Consider the following 16,398-nt stretch of genomic DNA (forward strand, 5'->3'; position numbering starts at 1 on the left):
GGCTTAGATGAGTCGCGAGGACGCTGAGACCTATCTGACCCAAGCGGGGCAGTGCGTGGACGGCGACTTCCCCCTGCTGGAAGCCGCCATCGCCTGCGCCCTGCACGAGGATCCCAGCCGCGACGCCCAGCAGGCCCGAGACCTGGGAGAGGCGGGCGTCGCGCACCTGACCCAGCGCCTGGCCAACGAAAGTCCCGAGGAGGCCCTGGCCGAGGCCATGGCCGGCGACCTGAGGCTCGGCGGCGACCTCTTCACCTACGAACATCCCGACAACGCCGACATCCTGTCGGTGGCCGAGCGCCGCAAGGGCCTGCCGGTGGCGCTGGGGGTCTACTACCTGCATGTCGCGCGAAAGTGCGGCCTGACGGTCCAGGGCGTCGATTTCCCCGGCCACTTCCTGCTGCGCATCGAGACCCGGGAGGGGCCGCTCGCCCTGGACCCCTATGCCGAGGGCCGGGTGGTGCTGCCGTCGGAGCTGACCCGGCGGGCGCTGCACGCGGGCCTGACCCCCAACGTCGCCGACCGCCTGGACCGGCTGATGGCGCCGGCCCCCGACCGCGCCGTACTGATGCGGCTGCAGAACAATATCTTCGCCCGCGCCGTGGCGGCCCGGGACTTTGGCCGCGCCGAGCGCGCCGCCCTGCGCCGGGCCCTGCTGGACCCCAGCGACCACCGCCCCTGGCTGGACGTCGCCGCGGCCCGCGAAGGCCAGGGCGCCCTGGCCGGCGCCCTACAGGCCCTGGCCCGGGCCTCGACCCTGGACGGCGGCGCGACGCTGGCCGCCCGCGCCCATCGCGAGCGCGTCCGGCTGCAACTCAACTAAGCAGCGCTGGCGCTCGCGCCCGCCGCGACCTATCTGAACGCCTCAGCTTGCAAGGAAGCCTGCCCATGTCCCTGAAGGTCGCCGTCCAGATGGACCCCCTGGAGGGGATCAATATCGAAGGCGATACGACCTTCCTGATGATGCAGTCGGCCCAGGAACGGGGCCACAGCCTGTGGGTCTACACGCCTGAGCGCATGGCCCTGGAGAACGGCAAGCTCACCGCCAAGGGCCGTGCGGTCACCGTCCAGCCGGTGAAGGGAAACCACGCGACCTTCGGGCCCTGGGAGACCCGCGACCTGTCGGAGTTCGACGTCGTCCTGCTGCGCCAGGATCCGCCCTTCGACATGGCCTACATCACCTCCACCCACTTCCTGGACGCCATCCACCCGGGGACCCTGGTGGTGAACAACCCCACCGAGGTGCGCAACGCGCCGGAAAAGCTGTTCGTCACCACCTTCCCCGGCGTGCAGCCCCCGACCCTGATCACCTCCGACCTCGAGGCCATCTACGAGTTCCGCGCCCGACAGGGCGACATCGTGCTCAAGCCGCTGAACGGCGCCGGCGGTTCGGGTGTCGCCCGCCTGTTGGCCGACGACCCCAATCTCGACGCCATGCTCGACCTGCACCGGATGATCAGCCGCGAGCCGGTGATCGCCCAGAAGTACGTGCCCGCCGTGGTGAAGGGCGACAAGCGCATCCTGCTGGTGGACGGCGAGCCGGTCGGCGCCATCAACCGGGTGCCCAGCGCCGGCCAGATCCGCTCCAACCTGGCGGTGGGTGGCCGGGCCGAGGCCGTCGAGCTGACGGCGCGGGACCTGGAACTGTGCGGGATCATCGGGCCCGAATTGAAGCGCCGGGGCCTGATGTTCGTCGGCATCGACGTGATCGGCGACTACCTCACCGAGATCAATGTGACGTCACCCACCGGCGCCGTCGCCTTGAAAAAGTTCACCGGCGTCGATGCGACAGTTCTGCTTTGGGAACGCGTTGAAGCGATTCGCGCCACGGTCTAGCTTGTGAGATGAGAAATGTGGTCTAGGCCACGGAAACCCCTCATCTTCTCTATAGGTTCCTTTTTTGTTCTTGATCCGACCCGCGCGGCGTGCTGGGGTTGTGGATAAAACATGCTCAAACCGGGGACATGAGCCATGGCTGCGCGGGTCGTCACGCTGGCGTTTCAAGGGGTTGAGGCCCGGCGGGTCGATGTCGAGGTGCAGCTCACCGGCGGCGAGTTCGCCTTCATCCTGGTCGGTCTCGGCGACAAGGCGGTGGGCGAGAGCCGCGAGCGGGTGCGGGCGGCCTTCTCCGGTCTCGGCCTGTCGCTGCCGGGCAAGCGGATCATCGTCAACCTGGCGCCCGCCGACCTGCCCAAGGAGGGCAGCCACTACGACCTGCCCATCGCGCTGGCCGTCATGGCCGCCATGGGCATTATTCCCCCCGACCGGCTGACGGAATGGGCGGCCATGGGGGAGCTTTCCCTCGACGGCCGCATCGTCCAGGTGGCCGGCGCCCTGCCGGCTTCCGTGGCGGCCGGCGCCCTGGGCCTGGGCCTCATCTGCCCCGAGGCCTGTGGGGCGGAGGCGGCCTGGGCTGGCGACACCCAGATCCTGGCGGCGCCCTCGCTGATCTCCCTGGTGAACCACTTCCGCGGGACCCAGATGCTGTCACCGCCCAAGCCCGGCGCGATCCTCGACGGCGAGCGGGTCCCCGACCTGCGGGAGGTGAAGGGCCAGGAGAACGCCAAGCGCGCCCTGGAGATCGCCGCCGCCGGCGGCCACAACCTGGCCTTCACCGGACCGCCGGGCTCGGGCAAGTCGATGATGGCCGCCCGCCTGCCGGGCTTGCTGCCGCCGCTGTCGCCCGCCGAGCTGCTGGAAACCTCGATGATCCATTCGGTGGCCGGCCTCATCGCCAAGGGCGAGCTGACGCGGGCTCGGCCGTTCCGCACTCCGCACCATTCGGCCACCATGGCGGCCCTGACCGGCGGCGGGGTCCGCATCAAGCCCGGCGAGGTGTCCCTGGCCCACAACGGGGTGCTGTTCCTGGACGAGCTGCCGGAGTTCTCGGCCCAGGCCCTGGATTCGTTGCGCCAACCCCTGGAGACCGGCGAGGTGGTGGTGGCCCGCGCCAACGCCCACGTCCGCTATCCGGCCCGCTTCCAGCTGGTGGCCGCCCAGAACCCCTGCAAGTGCGGCCACGGCGGCCCCGGACGCGGGGCCTGCGGCCGCGCCCCGCGCTGCCAGACCGACTATCAGATGAAGGTCTCCGGCCCCTTCCTGGACCGCATCGACCTGCAGATCGACGTGCCGGCGGTCAGCGCCGCCGACCTGGCCCTGCCCGCCCCATTGGAGGGCACGGCGGAGGCCGCCGCCCGGGTGGCCCAGGCCCGCGACCTGGCCGCCGAACGCGCCGCGGCCTCTGGCCATGAGCGCGCCGAGCCGATCAACGCGCGGGCGGAAGGCGACTGGCTGGAAACCATCGCCGACCTGGATGCGCCGGCCAAGGCCCTGCTGGCCAAGGCCGCCGAGGCCAATCGCCTGACCGCCCGGGGCTGGACGCGCACCCTGCGCCTGGCCCGCACCATCGCCGACCTGGAGGGCGGGGGCGCTATCAGGCGGGTCCACGTCGCCGAGGCGCTGATCTATCGGCGGGTGGGCGCAGGCGGCCTAAGTCCGGTGGGCTAGGCCGGCCCGTCGCTCGCGGTGCATGTTCCAGGCGCCGACCGCGAGGGCGCCCAGCACCAGATAGCTCCAGATCGCCAGGCCGCGGAAATAGGCCAGGGTGCGAACCCCGGGATCGACGGCGATGGCGATGTGGGTGATCACCGCCAGCAGCTGGAAGGCGGCGGCGAACAGCAGCCAGGTTCGGTCGGTGGTGGCCGCGAACCAGACCAGCAGCAGCATGAACATCGCGTCCACGATAAAGACCCCCCACTGGGGATCCATCAGGGCGTTTCGGTAGGCGAGCGGGGTGAGGATCCAGGCCGCGAGGTTGGCCATGGCGATGCTCCGCTCCGGCCCCGCGCCCCGCCACAGAGCAAGGCCGGAGACCAGGACCATCAGGACGATCCAGGTCTGTTGGGCGAGGGTGGCGAAGACCAAAGGCGTCGGGCCCCCAGCGGCTGAGGGCCCGATCTTGTCAGAAACCGGCCTGGGTTTGTAGCGGCGAGCTTAGGCGGCGCGCGCAGCCCGGGCCACGGCGCGCAGGTCGCGCGCGCCGTCGGCGATCATCTGCGGCTTGGGCAGGGAGTCGCCGTACATCACCGCGCCCAGGCCCATCTGCTTCTGGGCGATGCTGAGCTCCATATGGGTCTCGCAGATGGCGCGCCGGGCGGTGGCGAGCGCGGCGAAGGCCTCGCCGGCCCGTTCCACGGCGCCCTGGCCGATGAGCGCCGAGATGCCGGCCTCGGTGCGCAGGCCCGGCATGATGCCGGCCAGGGCGGCGGCCTTGGCCAGGGCCAGGTCGATGGCGGCCTCGGCTTCGAAGAGGCTGGCGGCGACTTGGTCTGCGACCAGGCGGCGTTGCTTGAGCATGAGCGATCTCCTGCACGCCGGGCGACCCGGCGCGGTGCTGCTGAAAAACGAAGGGGATGTGGGGGTTAGCTAGGCGAGGTCTTGCAGGGCGTGCAGGCCGGCCAGCATCCCCCCGAAAGCCAGGGCGGTGATGATGGCGATCAGACCGATCAGCCCCAGTCGGGCGGCGGGACCTAGGGCATTTCGGCCGATCCCTCCTGAGGGGGCTGGAAGCCCTCGTCCAACAGCGCCCAGGTCATGCAGAGGATTTCGCGCAGGACCATTTCCGGCGGCTTGAAGTGCGACATCTTGGCCGTGGCCGAGACCAGGTCCCGGGCCATCGCCGCCTTGGCCGGACACCCCGCCAGATCGGCCAGCTGGCGCTCCAGCTGGCTCCAGGTGAAGCCCGGGGCCTGAAGCCCCTCGGCCCGCATCTCCGGCCAGCGGGCCTGGAAGGCGTCCACCTCCTGGCCCAGCCGCATCACCCGGTTCACCGCCGCCCTCTGCTCCTGGCCTTCCCAGTCCGGTTGGGACGGGTCCACCTCGAGCAATGCTTTCATCCAATCGGCCATCGGCCTGTCCTCCCGTGTCGCCCCAAGGAGGGACCGCGGGAGGACGGCTGTCTGTCCTGATCGGATCGTGTCCTGACGCGATCAGGACACCGCGGTCGTGGTCGGCAAGGCGCCGCGCGGCTTCGTAGCGGTCGTCGACCCCCAGCTTGCGGCGCGCGCGGTCGCAATAGGTGTCGACGGAGGTCTTGGACATGCCCAGCTCGCGGGCGATCTGCTTGGAGCTCAGGTGCCGGTCCACCAGCCGCAGACATTCCCGCTCGCGCGGGGTCAGAAGCTCGACGGGATCTTCGGTCATTTCCTGTGCTCGCCCATAAGGTGGGTAGTTAAAAGCCCCCGCGGAGTTTCGTCCAGGCGTAACCTCCTCGCCGGCGACGTTCCGCTTATGCATCAGGCATTTGCGGCGCCAGGGCCGGACCCAAAGACCGCCGTTCTCCCACGCCAGAAAGTTGCAGCTTCGCCGGAAGACGGGCGTTGTCCGCCGCTTGACCGCCCGTTAAGCCGCCGGCGCCTAAGCTTGCTCCATGGCCCGCAAGCACACGACCCCCAACCTTCCCGACGCCCGCGTTAGCGCCGAGCAGCTCGCCTCGCTCAGCCACGAATTCCGCACGCCCCTCAATGGCGTGCTGGGGATGGCGCGCCTGCTGGAGGGCACCGGCCTCACCGCCGAACAGAAAGCCTATGTGTCGGCCCTGCGGGAGTCCGGCGAGCACCTGCTGAGCCTGGTCAACGACGTGCTCGATTTCGCCAAGCTGGGCGCCGACAAGATCGAGCTGCATCCCGCCACCATGGACGTCGAGGGCCTGCTGCGGTCGGTGAGCGAACTGCTATCGCCGCGCGCCCAGGAAAAGGGGCTGGAGATCGCCTGGGCCGCCCCCACCGGCATCGGCCAGGCCCTGGCCGACGAGGGACGCCTGCGCCAGATCCTGCTCAACTTCGCCGGCAACGCCGTGAAATTCACCGAAACCGGCGGCATCCTGCTGACCGTCGCCGAGCGCGACGGCTCGCGCCTGCGCTTCAGCGTCGCCGACACCGGTCCCGGCGTCACCCAGGCGGCGCGGGAGAAGATCTTCGAGGCCTTCGCCCAGGCCGACCCCTCCTATGACGGCGCCCAGCTGGGCGGCGCGGGCCTGGGCCTGGCCATCGCCCGCAAGCTGGCGACCGCCATGGACGGCGAGGTGGGCGTCGAGGACGCCCCTGGCGGCGGCGCGCTGTTCTGGTTTGAAGCGGCTTTCCCGCGCCTCACCGCCCTGGGCGAGGCGCCTCTGGCGGGCCGCACCGTGGGCGTGCTGTCTCCCAATCCCGTGGTCTGCGAGGCCGCGCGACGCCAGGTCGAGGCCGCCGGCGGCACGGCCGTGACGGGCGAGGACAAGAGCGCCCAGGTCCTGCTGGTGGACCATGCGCTCGCCCCCTCCTGCCCCCCCGACTCCCGCCCCGCCATCATCCTGCTGCCGCCCGGCGAGCGGGCCCGCATCGAGACCTACCGGGCCCAGGGCTTCGCCGGCTACCTGATCAAGCCCCTGCGCCGCGCCTCCCTGGCCGAGCGGGTGCTGGCGGTGCTGGGCGAGGGCGCCCACCGCGCCGAGAGCGCCGAGGACGAACGCATCGCGCCGGCCATCGCGCCGGGCGCCCGGGTGCTGCTGGTGGAGGACAACGCCATCAACGCCCTGCTGGCCCGCACCCTGCTGGCCCGCGAGGGCTGCAAGGTCGACCACGCCGGCGGCGGAGAGGACGCCATGGCGGCCCTGAAGGTCGGGCGCTACGACCTGATCCTGATGGACATGCGGATGCCCGGCATGTCGGGGCTGGACGCCACGCGGGCCCTGCGCGCCGCCGGCCTGGACACCCCGGTGGTCGCGTTGACCGCCAACGCCTTCGAGGACGACCGCCACGCCTGCCTGGCGGCCGGCATGAACGATTTCCTGGTCAAGCCCTTAGCGCCGGACGCTCTGCGCGGGATCCTGGCCAGGCTGACCCGCGGCGGCTGGACGGAAACGACGGACCGCGCCAAGGTCGGCTGAGGCCGGGCCGCCCCCGGCGCCGATCTCGGGGGAGGCCGCCATGACCATCGAAGCCGCGCCGAAACGCAGCGCCTGGAGCGCCATCAAGGTCTATGGCGAGCGCCGCGCCCTGGTCATGCTGGCCCTGGGGTTCGCGTCGGGCCTGCCCAACCTGCTCATCTTCGACACCCTCTCGGCCTGGCTCCGCGACGCGGGACTGAGTCTGGAAGTGATCGCCTTCTTCAGCCTGGCGACCCTGGCCTATTCCCTGAAGCTGCTCTGGGCGCCGATGATCGATCGCGCCGCCATTCCGGGCCTCACCCAATGGCTGGGGCATCGGCGCTCCTGGATGCTGGTCTGCCAGGCCCTGATCATGCTGGGGCTATGGCTAATCTCCGGGGTCGACCCCAAGACCAGCCTCGGCCTGATGGCCGCCTTCGCGGTCTTCGTGGGCTTCACCTCGGCCACCCAGGACATCGTCATCGACGCCTGGCGCATCGAGGCGGCCGACACCGAGAAGCAGGGCGCCATGGCGGCGGCCTACCAGTGGGGCTACCGCATCGCCATGATCGTGGCCGGCGTCATACCGCTGGCCATGTCCGACGTGGTGGGCTGGAGCCTGTCCTACGCCCTGATGGCCGGTCTGATGGTGGTGGGCGTCGCAGGCGTGCTGGGGGCGCCGCGCGAGGCCAAGCACATCCTGCGCGATATCGACTTCCAGGGCGTCGCCGGGGTTCCCTACCGCGATGGGGTCGAGTGGGTCATTCGCCTGGCCATCGTCCTGCTGGGGGCCCTGATCTTCGGCTCGGGCCTGGCGGGGAACGCCACCGTCCTGCAGTCGGTCACCGCCCACCTCGGCCAGCCCCAGGTGGGCGACGCCATCAAGGCCGCCTGGGAAGCCAAGCCCTTCGGGGTGTTCGCCCAGGTCGGCGGCATCCTGACCGGCGTGGCCCTGATCGTGGTGGCCGCCCTGCCGATCCCCGGCGCGCCGACAAGGCCCGGCCGCTACCTGTCGACCGCGCTCGGGGCGCCCTTCATCGACTTCTTCCGCCGCTATGGCGACGTGGCCGGGCTGATCCTGGCCCTGATCTGCGTCTACCGGCTGAGCGACTTCGTGCTCAACATCATGAACCCGTTCTACATCGACCTCGGCTTCAACAAGCTGCAGATCGCCGAGGTCCGCAAGGTGCTGGGCGTGGTCATGTCGGTGATCGGGGTGGGCCTGGGCGGCTTCTGCGTCGCGCGGCTGGGCCTGATGCGCTCCATGGTGATCGGCGCCTTCGCCGGGCCCATTTCCAACCTGGTCTTCGCCTGGCTGGCCTTCCAGGGCCCTGATCTCTGGGCGCTCAGCGTCGCCATCGGGGTGGACAACATCGCCTCGGGCTTCGCCGGCACCTGCCTGATCGCCTACATGTCGAGCCTCACCGGGGCGGGCTTCACCGCCACCCAGTACGCCATGTTCTCGTCCTTCTACGCCCTGCTGGGAAAGCTGGTGGCGTCGCAGTCGGGCAAGGTGGTGGAGGGCTCGGCCAAGGCCGCCGACCAGGGCGGCCTGTTCGCCGGTCTGAAGGGCCTGTTCACCGGCCTGCCGCCCGAGACCTTCTCCAGCGCCATGGAGAAGTCCGGCGTGACCCCCGCGGCGCTGGGCTCCGGCTATGTGGTGTTCTTCGTCTATTCGGCCCTGCTGGGGGTGCTGGGGATCATCCTGGTCTTCATCGTCGCGGCGCGGACCGCCGACATGCCGGCGGGCGGCGCGGAGCCGGTGGCTGAGGCCGACCCCGCCTAGGTCGTCGACAGGCAGATCACCTGGGCGACCCGCAGGTCGCGGCGCAGGGCGTCGGCGACACGGCCGTAGTTGTCGGTGGTGACGCTCTCGCCCACCGCAAAGCTGGCGGGGCGTTCGTGGGCCTCGGACATGGCGGCGCCCAGGGTTTCCGGCGCGGTGGTGTAGATGCGGCCCCGGCGCGGCGCCTCGGCCACGGTCACCCCGATCACCCGGCCGGCGCTGTCCAGGGCCGGCGCGCCCGACAGGCCCGCCAGCGTGCCCTTCAGGCCATCGGTGCGGCCGGTCTCGGCCCAGACCAGCACCGGCTCGGTGCGCGCGCCGCGGCCTCGCACCACCAGGTTCTCACGGCCCAGCAGCCGCGAGGTGGCCTCGCCGGACTGCCCCTGGGGGAAGCCCGGGTGGTAGGCGCGGTCGCCCCGGCGCAGCTTCTGGTCCAGGCCCAGCGGTAGGGGCGGCGCCCCGCCCTCGGTGGTGAGGATGGCGGCCTCGCCGCGCTGGTCGATGCTGACCTTGGCGGCCACGCCCCGGCCCTCGGCCACCACGATGGCGGCCTGGGTGCAGCCGTCCACCACATGACGGGCGGTGACCCAGACCCCGCGCTCGGCCACCGAGAAGGCGGTGCCCAGGCCGGGCTCGGCCTTGGCCGGCACGTCGACGACAATGGAGGGATCAAAGGGCGAGGCGGGCCCCAGCGGCACGCCCTCTTCCCCCGGCACCGGCGGCGGCGGCGGCGGGGCGTCGGCGCGCTCCTGCCGGCCCACGGCCGCGATCAGCAGCGCCAGGACCACAGCCGCATAGACCAGCCAGTCCGGCAGCTTGGGGAAATGCATCGGTCCGCTCAGCCCGCCACGGCGGCTGCGAGAATGAGCGCGGTGGCCAGCTTGGCGCCCACCAGCAGGGCGGCTGCGGAAATCTCGCCCTCCTGGATTCGCTGCGGCAGGCCGCGCAGGATCATGTCGACGATGCGGAAGATCAGCAGCTGCACGACCACCGTCGAGGCGCCCCAGATGCCGATCTCGATCAACGACGTCGACGCCGTCAGCGACACCGCCAGCGGAATGGCCAGCCCGATCATCACCCCGGCCAGCGACAGGGCTGCGGCGGAATTCCCCTCGCGGATCAGGGCGATCTCGCGGTGCGGGGTCAGCAGGACATAGAGGGCGCTGCCGAGGAACAGGATCAGGACGGTGAGCCCCGCATGGAGCAGGGTGATCGGGAAGCCGGTGGCGAAAGCCTGGATTTCAGGAGACTGGAGTTCGGGCGGCATCGGGACCCTTGGGCAAGGAACTGTCGGTCGCCATCGTTAGCACGGACCTTTCGCCGACGCGAAAGTCCTTCAGGCGGCGGGCGAGTCCAGGACCTCGGGCGGGGTCATGGCCTTGCGCCGGGCGCTGGCGCGAACCTTCTCGCTCTCGCTCTTCAACTGGCCGCAGGCCGCCAGGATGTCGCGCCCGCGCGGCGTGCGGATCGGCGAGGCGTAGCCGGCGCGGTTGAGGATGGCGGCGAATTTCTCGATCGCGCCCCAGTCGGAACAGACATAGTCGGTCCCCGGCCAGGGATTGAAGGGGATCAGGTTGATCTTGGCCGGAAGGCCCTTCAGCAGCTTCACCAGGGCCAGGGCCTCGGCGGGACTATCGTTGACGCCCTTGAGCATCACATATTCGAAGGTCACGCGGCGGGCGTTGGACAGGCCCGGATAGGCGCGGATGCCCTCGATCAGCTGGGCGATCGGGTACTTCTTGTTGAGCGGCACCAGCACGTCGCGCAGCGGGTCATTGGTGGCGTGCAGGGAGATCGCCAGCATCGCCTGGGTGCGGGTTCCCAGGGCTTCCAGTTCCGGCACGACGCCCGAGGTGGACACCGTGATCCGCCGGCGCGAGATGGCGATGCCCTCGCCGTCCGAAATGATGTCGATGGCGTCGGCGACGTTGTCGAGATTGTAGAGCGGCTCGCCCATGCCCATGAAGACGATGTTGGAGAGCCGGCGGTCCTCCTTGGGGCTGGGCCATTCCTCCAGGTCGTCCCGGGCCACCTGCACCTGGGCGACGATCTCGGCGGCGGTCAGGTTGCGGACCAGGGCCTGGGTGCCGGTGTGGCAGAAGGTGCAGTTCAGCGTGCAGCCCACCTGGCTTGAAACGCACAGAGCGCCGGCCCGCCCGACATCGGGAATGTAGACCGTCTCCACCTCGATGCCCGGCGCCATGCGGATCAGCCACTTGCGGGTGCCGTCCTTGGACACCTGGCGCTCGACGATCTCGGGCCGCGCCAGGCTGAAGGCCTCGGCGAGAACCGCCCGGGTCTCCTTGGCGATGTCGGTCATCGCCTCGAAGTCGGTGACCCCGTAGTGGTGGATCCAGCGCCACATCTGGCCCGCACGCATCCGGGCCTTGGGCGCCGGCACCACGTCGGCGGCGATCAGTGTCTCCACCAGCCCCTTGCGGGTCAGGCCGCAGAGGTTCGGCTTCACGGGCGCGGCCGGCTTGGTGGCGCGCGAAAGATCGAGGGTGACGCCCAAGGTGAGGAACTCGCTGGCTGGAAGCCCGCCAATATAGGGCCTGCGGCGTCCCACGCCAAATCGCCCCGACGCCGCACCGATCCAAACAAATGTTCGACGCCGGACTTCCGCCCAGGGAAGGCGTGGGTTAGCGTCCGCCAACTTTCGAAAAACGATGTCCGGGAGACGACGATGAAGGCGCTGCTGAGCAAGACCACCGGGGGTCCTGAGACCCTGGTTTATGAAGACGTGGCCTCTCCCGAGGTCCGTCCCGGCTTCGCCGTGATCAGCACCAAGGCCGTGGGCATCAACTTCCCCGACGTGCTGATGATCGAGGACAAGTACCAGATGAAGCCGCCGCGCCCCTTCTCCCCGGGCGGCGAGCTGTCGGGCGTGGTCAAGGCGATCGGCGAGGGTGTCACCAATGTGAAGGTCGGCGACCGCATCCTGGCCAACACCGGCTGGGGCGGCCTGGCGGAAGAGGTCCTGCTGCCGGCCAACCGCCTGTGGCACATCCCCGACAGCATGCCCCACGATGTGGCGGCGGCCTTCATCCTCACCTACGGCACCAGCTATCACGCTCTGAAGGACCGCGGTCATCTGAAGGCCGGCGACACCATGCTGGTCCTGGGCGCGGCCGGCGGCGTCGGCCTCTCGGCGGTCGAACTGGGCAAGGCCATGGGGGCCCGCGTGGTGGCCGCCTGCTCCAGCCAGGAAAAGTGCGACCTGGCCATCGCCCACGGCGCCGACGAGGGCATCGTCTATGGCCGCGGCCCCTTCGACCGCGACGGCCAGAAGGCCCTGGGCCAACTCTTCAAGGACGCCGGCGGGGCCGAGGGCTTCAACGTGATCTATGACGCGGTCGGCGGCGGCTATGCCGAGCCGGCCCTGCGCTCCATCGCCTGGGAAGGCCGCTATCTGGTGATCGGCTTTGCGGCCGGCGACATCCCGAAGATCCCGCTGAACCTCGCCCTGCTGAAGGGCTGCGACATCGTTGGCGTGTTCTGGGGCACCTGGACCACCAAGAACCCCGAGCTGTTCGCCCAGTCCATCGACGAGCTGCTGGAGCTCTACGCCCAGGGCAAGGTCAAGCCGCACGTCTCCGAGCGCTTCCCGCTCTCCAAGGGCGCCGACGCCATCGCCCACCTGGGCAGCCGCAAGGCCATGGGCAAGGTCGTGGTGACGGTCGACTAACCTGAGGTGTCATCCCGCATGGAGCGCGAAGCGCGGAAGTGCGGGAGCCAGAAGCAACGATCTCTCCGGCATGCCCCGCGCATCTGGGTCCCGGACAAGCCGCTGGCGTGGCTTTCCGGGATGACACTTGTTGGCGAGCCCATCCGGCTTTAGTGATCGCCGATCAGTTACAAGAAACGGGGAAGCGAAATGGCGGGACGTCTGCAGGATAAGGTCGCGGTGATCACCGGGGCCGCGTCGGGCATCGGCCTGGGCACGGTGGAGCTATTCGTCGCCGAGGGGGCCTGCGTCATCGCCGCCGACATCCAGGACGAAAAGGGCGCCATGCTGGAGAAGCGGTTCCCCGGCAAGGTCGTCTACGCCCACTGCGACGTCACCCAGGAAGCCGAGATCGAAGCCGCCATGCAGCGGGCCAAGACCGAGTTCGGCGGCCTCGACATCCTGTTCAACAACGCCGGCATCTCCGACCGGATGACCTCCATCGCCGAGATCACCGCCGACGGCTGGAGCTGGATCTTCGATGTCCTGGTGCGCGGCCCGGCTCTGGGCATGAAGCACGCCGTGCCCCTGATGCTGGAGCGGGGCGGCGGCTCGATCATCAACACCGCCTCCATCGCCGGCCTGCAGGCCGGCTGGGGCCCCATCGCCTATTCCAGCGCCAAGGCCAGCGTCATCCATATGAGCCGGGCCGCCGCGGCCCAGCTCTCGCCGCAGAAGATCCGGGTCAACGCCATCTGCCCGGGCCTGATCGCCACCTCGATCTTCGGCGCCTCGCTCGGCCTGCCCCGCGAGGTGGCCGACCAGATGGCCGCCCGGGTGGCCGACAACGCCGCCAAGGTGCAGCCGGTGCCCAAGGCCGGCATGCCCGACGACATCGCCAAGGCCGCCCTCTATTTGGCCTCGGAGGACTCGGCCTTCGTGTCGGGGACCCATATCGTGGTGGACGGCGGCATCACGGTCGGCGGCCGGCACGCCTGGGACGCCACCGCGGGCTCGCCCTTCGCGGCCCTGTTCGGCGACGCCCTGCCCGGCGCGACGGCCTAGGGACGATGATCCGGGCGCTCGACCTGGCGCGGGGCCTGGACCCCGCCAAGCTGCGCCCGGCCTTCGAGCGCTTTGGCCGCCTGCACCTGCCCGGGATCTTCGCGGCCAAGGACGCCCAGGCGATCCACGCCGGCCTGGTGGCCGCCCCCTACCACCGCTCGCTGACGGCCTCGGGCAAGAGCTACGACATCGCCCTGGACACCCTGGCCGCCATGCCGCCCGAACGCCGGGCGGAGCTGGAGGCGGCGATCCTGGAGGGCGGCAGGACCGGCTTCCAGTATCAGTTCGACGCCTGGCGGCTGTCGGACCTGATGGAGGCCGGCCAGAGGACGGGCGGGGCGCTGGCGCCCCTGGAGGGCGTCTACGACCTGATCAACAGCGAGGCGTTTCTCGGCTTCGTCCGCACCCTCACCGGCGACTCGCGACCGGCCCACGCCGACGCCCAGGCCACCCGCTATGGCCCGGGCGACTTCCTCACCGCCCATGACGACGACGTGGCCGGCAAGCACCGCCTCTACGCCTATGTGCTGAACTTCACCCCGGCCTGGCGGCCGGACTGGGGCGGCCTGCTGGCCTTCCACGACGCCGACGGCCATGTCAGCGAGGCCTATACCCCCACCTTCAACGCGCTGAACATCTTCCGCGTGCCGCAGCAGCACGCCGTCACCCAGGTGGCGAGCTTCGCGGGCGCGCAGCGGTTCTCCATCACCGGGTGGATCCGTGAGCGCTGACGCCGCGGGCAAGCCCGGCCTGTCGCCCAACCTGCACGGCGCCCTGTGGATGGTGGCCTCGGCGGTCGGCTTCACGGCCATGACCACCCTGATCAAGTATCTGGGAGACGACTACGCCGCCTCGCTGCAGACCTTCTACCGGCAGTTCTTTGGCTTCCTGATCATGCTGCCGGTCATCCTGCGCCATCGCGGCGCGGCCTTCGCCACCACAAGGCCCGGCATCCTGATCTTCCGCTCGGCGGCAGGCACGGTGGGGATGATCCTCTCCTTCTACGCCTTCCAGAAGATGCCGTTGGCCGACGCCAATGCGCTCTCCTTCACCCGCACCCTGTGGCTGGTGCCCCTGGCCTTCTTCGTGGTCCGCGAGCCAGTCGGCCCCTTGCGCATCGGCGCCGCCGTGGTGGGCTTCCTGGGCGTGCTGATCATGCTGCGGCCTGGCGCGGGGCACGACTTCGCCATCGGCCTGCCCGCCATGGCCATGCTGGCCTCCTCCTTCCTGTTCGCGCTCACCATCACCGGCATGAAGGTGATGACACGGGACCACGCCCCCATGGTGCTGCTGGTCTGGTCAGCAAGCCTTGGCCTGGTGCTGGCCCTGCCCGGCGCCTTCCTGGCCTGGCGCTGGCCCGAGCCCTTCGACCTGCTGCTGCTGGCCGCCATGGGCGTGCTCGGCACCATCACCCAGGGCTGCTACATCAAGGGCATGTCCATCGGCGACGCCGGCGCCATGGCCCCCATCGACTATATCCGCCTGGTCTTCACGGTGATCGTCGGCTTCGCCCTCTTCCAAGAAGTCCCGGGGATCTGGACCGTGGTGGGCGCCGGCGTGGTGGTGGTCTCCACCCTATTCATCACCTGGCGCGAACACCTGGCCAGCCGGGCGAAGGTGGCCGCCGCGGCGCTCGTCGAACCGGTCTAGCCGCCCGGGCGCGACGGCGCCGACCCGCGATTTGCGGCCTCGCCGTCTTGCTCGGCGTCGGGATCGCGACCCTGGCTGCGATCGAACCATCGCATCACCGGCGTGACCGTGACGCCGTGCAGCAGAATGGACAGCAGGCAGATGAGGCCCACGATGGCCCAAAGGCGGTCGCCCCCCTCGAAGGGCGCGGCGTTGAGGCCAAAGGCCAGGTAGTAGAACGAGCCGACCCCGCGGATCCCGAAGAAGGCCAGGATCAGCTTCTCGCGCAGAGGCCTGCGCCATCCGACCAGGCCCAACATCCCCGTCAGGGGACGAACCACCAAGACGATGAGGAGCGCGGCGGCGACATCGATGGGTCGCAGCGGCGCGAGAAGCCCCGAGACCAAGGCGCCCCCGAACAACACCAGCACCACCATCATCCCCATGCGTTCGATCTGCTCGATGAAGTCGTGCATCTCGACGTGGAAGCTGTGGTCGGGATCGGCGTGACGGAAGGCCAGCGCGGCGATGAACACCGCCAGAAAGCCGTAGCTGTGCAGCATCTCGGCGACCGCGTAGGAGAGGAAGGTCGCCGCCAGAACGATGAACCCGTCGCGGGTCCCGGCCAGGCGCGAACTGACCGGCAGCGCAAAGGTCAGCCGGCCAAACACCCAGCCGAGCACCCAGCCGGCTCCGAGCCCCGCCAGGACCTTCCACAGAACACTGACGGTGAGCCATTGGGTGAGCCAGCCGGTTGTCGGGCCCGACGCCGCGAGGGCCAGGGCTATGGCCAGGTTCACGAAGGGAAACGCCAGACCGTCGTTCAAGCCGGCCTCCGACGTCAGCCCGAAGCGGACCTCGTCCTCTCGCCCCTCCTGCGGCGCGCCGACCTGGACGTCGGCCGCCAGCACGGGGTCGGTGGGCGCGAGGCTGCCCGCCAGCAGGATCGCGCCGGCCAGCCCAAGACCCAGGAGAGTGACCCCCAGCCAGGCGATCGCGGCGATCGACAGCAACATGGTCACGCCCAGCAGGCGCCAGGTGACCTGCCATCGCTTCAGATTGAAGATGCGGTCGATCTTCAATCCCGCCCCCATCAGGGCGATGATCACCACAAACTCCGTCAGCCTCTCCGTCACCTCCGGATAGGCCTGGGGCATGGGGTTGAGCCCGACCTGCGGCAGGCTGAAAAGACCGGCCCCGAGGACGATGCAGACGATCGGCAAGGACAGCGGAGCCCGTCGGATGGCGAGGGGCAGCCAGGCGACCAGGGCCACCAGGGCTCCGATCACGAACAGGATGAGGATATAGGGGTCGGGCATCGCGATCCGGAGGGTTGGGCGGGAGATG

General features: G+C 70.0%; 16 protein-coding genes and 1 pseudogene. 9 read left to right on the forward strand and 8 right to left on the reverse strand.

Going from position 1 to position 16,398, the window contains the following annotated elements; all coding sequences use genetic code 11:
* The first annotated feature begins 7 nt into the window (after window positions 1-7).
* From Q7J39_RS00745 to Q7J39_RS00755, 3 genes are all read left to right on the forward strand, one after another.
* Window positions 8-823 (forward strand): transglutaminase family protein, encoded by an 816-nt coding sequence (locus Q7J39_RS00745; RefSeq protein ID WP_304819437.1) that lies wholly within the window; start codon window positions 8-10, stop codon window positions 821-823.
* A 65-nt stretch (window positions 824-888) separates the two neighbouring features.
* Complete coding sequence (gshB, locus tag Q7J39_RS00750) at window positions 889-1,836, forward strand: glutathione synthase (RefSeq protein ID WP_304819438.1); 948 nt, start codon at window positions 889-891, stop codon at window positions 1,834-1,836.
* A gap of 135 nt (window positions 1,837-1,971) precedes the next feature.
* A complete protein-coding gene (locus Q7J39_RS00755) occupies window positions 1,972-3,507 on the forward strand; it encodes a YifB family Mg chelatase-like AAA ATPase (RefSeq protein ID WP_304819439.1) in 1,536 nt (511 codons plus the stop codon).
* Here Q7J39_RS00755 and Q7J39_RS00760 read toward each other — a convergent pair.
* The 4 genes and pseudogenes from Q7J39_RS00760 to Q7J39_RS20840 form a co-directional block, all read right to left on the reverse strand.
* Window positions 3,490-3,924 carry a hypothetical protein gene (locus Q7J39_RS00760; RefSeq protein ID WP_304819440.1) on the reverse strand — a complete coding sequence of 145 codons (435 nt, stop codon included), beginning with the start codon at window positions 3,922-3,924 and terminating at the stop codon, window positions 3,490-3,492. The genes Q7J39_RS00755 and Q7J39_RS00760 overlap by 18 nt on opposite strands.
* Before the next feature lie 69 nt (window positions 3,925-3,993).
* Entirely contained in the window at window positions 3,994-4,356 is a 363-nt protein-coding gene (locus Q7J39_RS00765) for a hypothetical protein (RefSeq protein WP_304819441.1), read from the reverse strand.
* Window positions 4,357-4,529: 173 nt separating this feature from the next.
* The gene (locus tag Q7J39_RS00770) at window positions 4,530-4,907 is read right to left on the reverse strand and encodes a hypothetical protein (RefSeq protein ID WP_304819442.1); all 378 of its coding nucleotides are present in this window, start codon (window positions 4,905-4,907) and stop codon (window positions 4,530-4,532) included.
* 124 nt (window positions 4,908-5,031) lie between these two features.
* Window positions 5,032-5,295 (reverse strand): annotated as a pseudogene (locus tag Q7J39_RS20840) (response regulator transcription factor); the annotation flags it as partial.
* Between the two features lie 133 nt (window positions 5,296-5,428).
* Between Q7J39_RS20840 and Q7J39_RS00775 the strand changes: the two are divergent.
* On the forward strand, window positions 5,429-6,925 hold the full coding sequence (locus Q7J39_RS00775) for a response regulator (RefSeq protein WP_304819443.1): 1,497 nt from the start codon (window positions 5,429-5,431) through the stop codon (window positions 6,923-6,925).
* 40 nt (window positions 6,926-6,965) lie between these two features.
* Complete coding sequence (locus Q7J39_RS00780) at window positions 6,966-8,690, forward strand: MFS transporter (protein WP_304819444.1); 1,725 nt, start codon at window positions 6,966-6,968, stop codon at window positions 8,688-8,690.
* On the opposite strand, the gene Q7J39_RS00785 is transcribed toward Q7J39_RS00780, so the two are convergent.
* The 3 genes from Q7J39_RS00785 to rlmN form a co-directional block, all read right to left on the reverse strand.
* A complete protein-coding gene (locus Q7J39_RS00785; protein WP_304819445.1) occupies window positions 8,687-9,520 on the reverse strand; it encodes a serine protease in 834 nt (277 codons plus the stop codon). The genes Q7J39_RS00780 and Q7J39_RS00785 overlap by 4 nt on opposite strands.
* Window positions 9,521-9,528: 8 nt before the next feature.
* Window positions 9,529-9,957, reverse strand: coding sequence for a DUF350 domain-containing protein (locus Q7J39_RS00790; RefSeq protein ID WP_304819446.1), 429 nt, complete (start codon window positions 9,955-9,957; stop codon window positions 9,529-9,531).
* 69 nt (window positions 9,958-10,026) lie between these two features.
* On the reverse strand, window positions 10,027-11,205 hold the full coding sequence (rlmN, locus tag Q7J39_RS00795) for a 23S rRNA (adenine(2503)-C(2))-methyltransferase RlmN (protein WP_304819488.1): 1,179 nt from the start codon (window positions 11,203-11,205) through the stop codon (window positions 10,027-10,029).
* A 171-nt stretch (window positions 11,206-11,376) separates the two neighbouring features.
* On the opposite strand from rlmN, the gene Q7J39_RS00800 reads away from it, so the two are divergent.
* The 4 genes from Q7J39_RS00800 to Q7J39_RS00815 all read left to right on the forward strand — a co-directional run bounded on the left by Q7J39_RS00800 (window position 11,377) and on the right by Q7J39_RS00815 (window position 15,072).
* Window positions 11,377-12,378: an NADPH:quinone oxidoreductase family protein gene (locus Q7J39_RS00800; RefSeq protein ID WP_304819447.1), complete on the forward strand. Its 1,002-nt coding sequence runs from the start codon at window positions 11,377-11,379 to the stop codon at window positions 12,376-12,378.
* 189 nt (window positions 12,379-12,567) lie between these two features.
* A complete protein-coding gene (locus tag Q7J39_RS00805; protein ID WP_304819448.1) occupies window positions 12,568-13,422 on the forward strand; it encodes an SDR family NAD(P)-dependent oxidoreductase in 855 nt (284 codons plus the stop codon).
* Between the two features lie 5 nt (window positions 13,423-13,427).
* Window positions 13,428-14,153 (forward strand): 2OG-Fe(II) oxygenase family protein, encoded by a 726-nt coding sequence (locus tag Q7J39_RS00810; protein ID WP_304819449.1) that lies wholly within the window; start codon window positions 13,428-13,430, stop codon window positions 14,151-14,153.
* A gap of 49 nt (window positions 14,154-14,202) precedes the next feature.
* Window positions 14,203-15,072 carry a DMT family transporter gene (locus tag Q7J39_RS00815; protein ID WP_304819489.1) on the forward strand — a complete coding sequence of 290 codons (870 nt, stop codon included), beginning with the start codon at window positions 14,203-14,205 and terminating at the stop codon, window positions 15,070-15,072.
* On the opposite strand, the gene Q7J39_RS00820 is transcribed toward Q7J39_RS00815, so the two are convergent.
* Window positions 15,069-16,370 carry a sodium:proton antiporter gene (locus Q7J39_RS00820; RefSeq protein WP_304819450.1) on the reverse strand — a complete coding sequence of 434 codons (1,302 nt, stop codon included), beginning with the start codon at window positions 16,368-16,370 and terminating at the stop codon, window positions 15,069-15,071. The two genes, Q7J39_RS00815 and Q7J39_RS00820, sit on opposite strands and share 4 nt — an antisense overlap.
* Window positions 16,371-16,398 lie beyond the last annotated feature (28 nt).

This window comes from Phenylobacterium sp., from assembly GCF_030651185.1.
Taxonomy (GTDB): domain Bacteria; phylum Pseudomonadota; class Alphaproteobacteria; order Caulobacterales; family Caulobacteraceae; genus Phenylobacterium.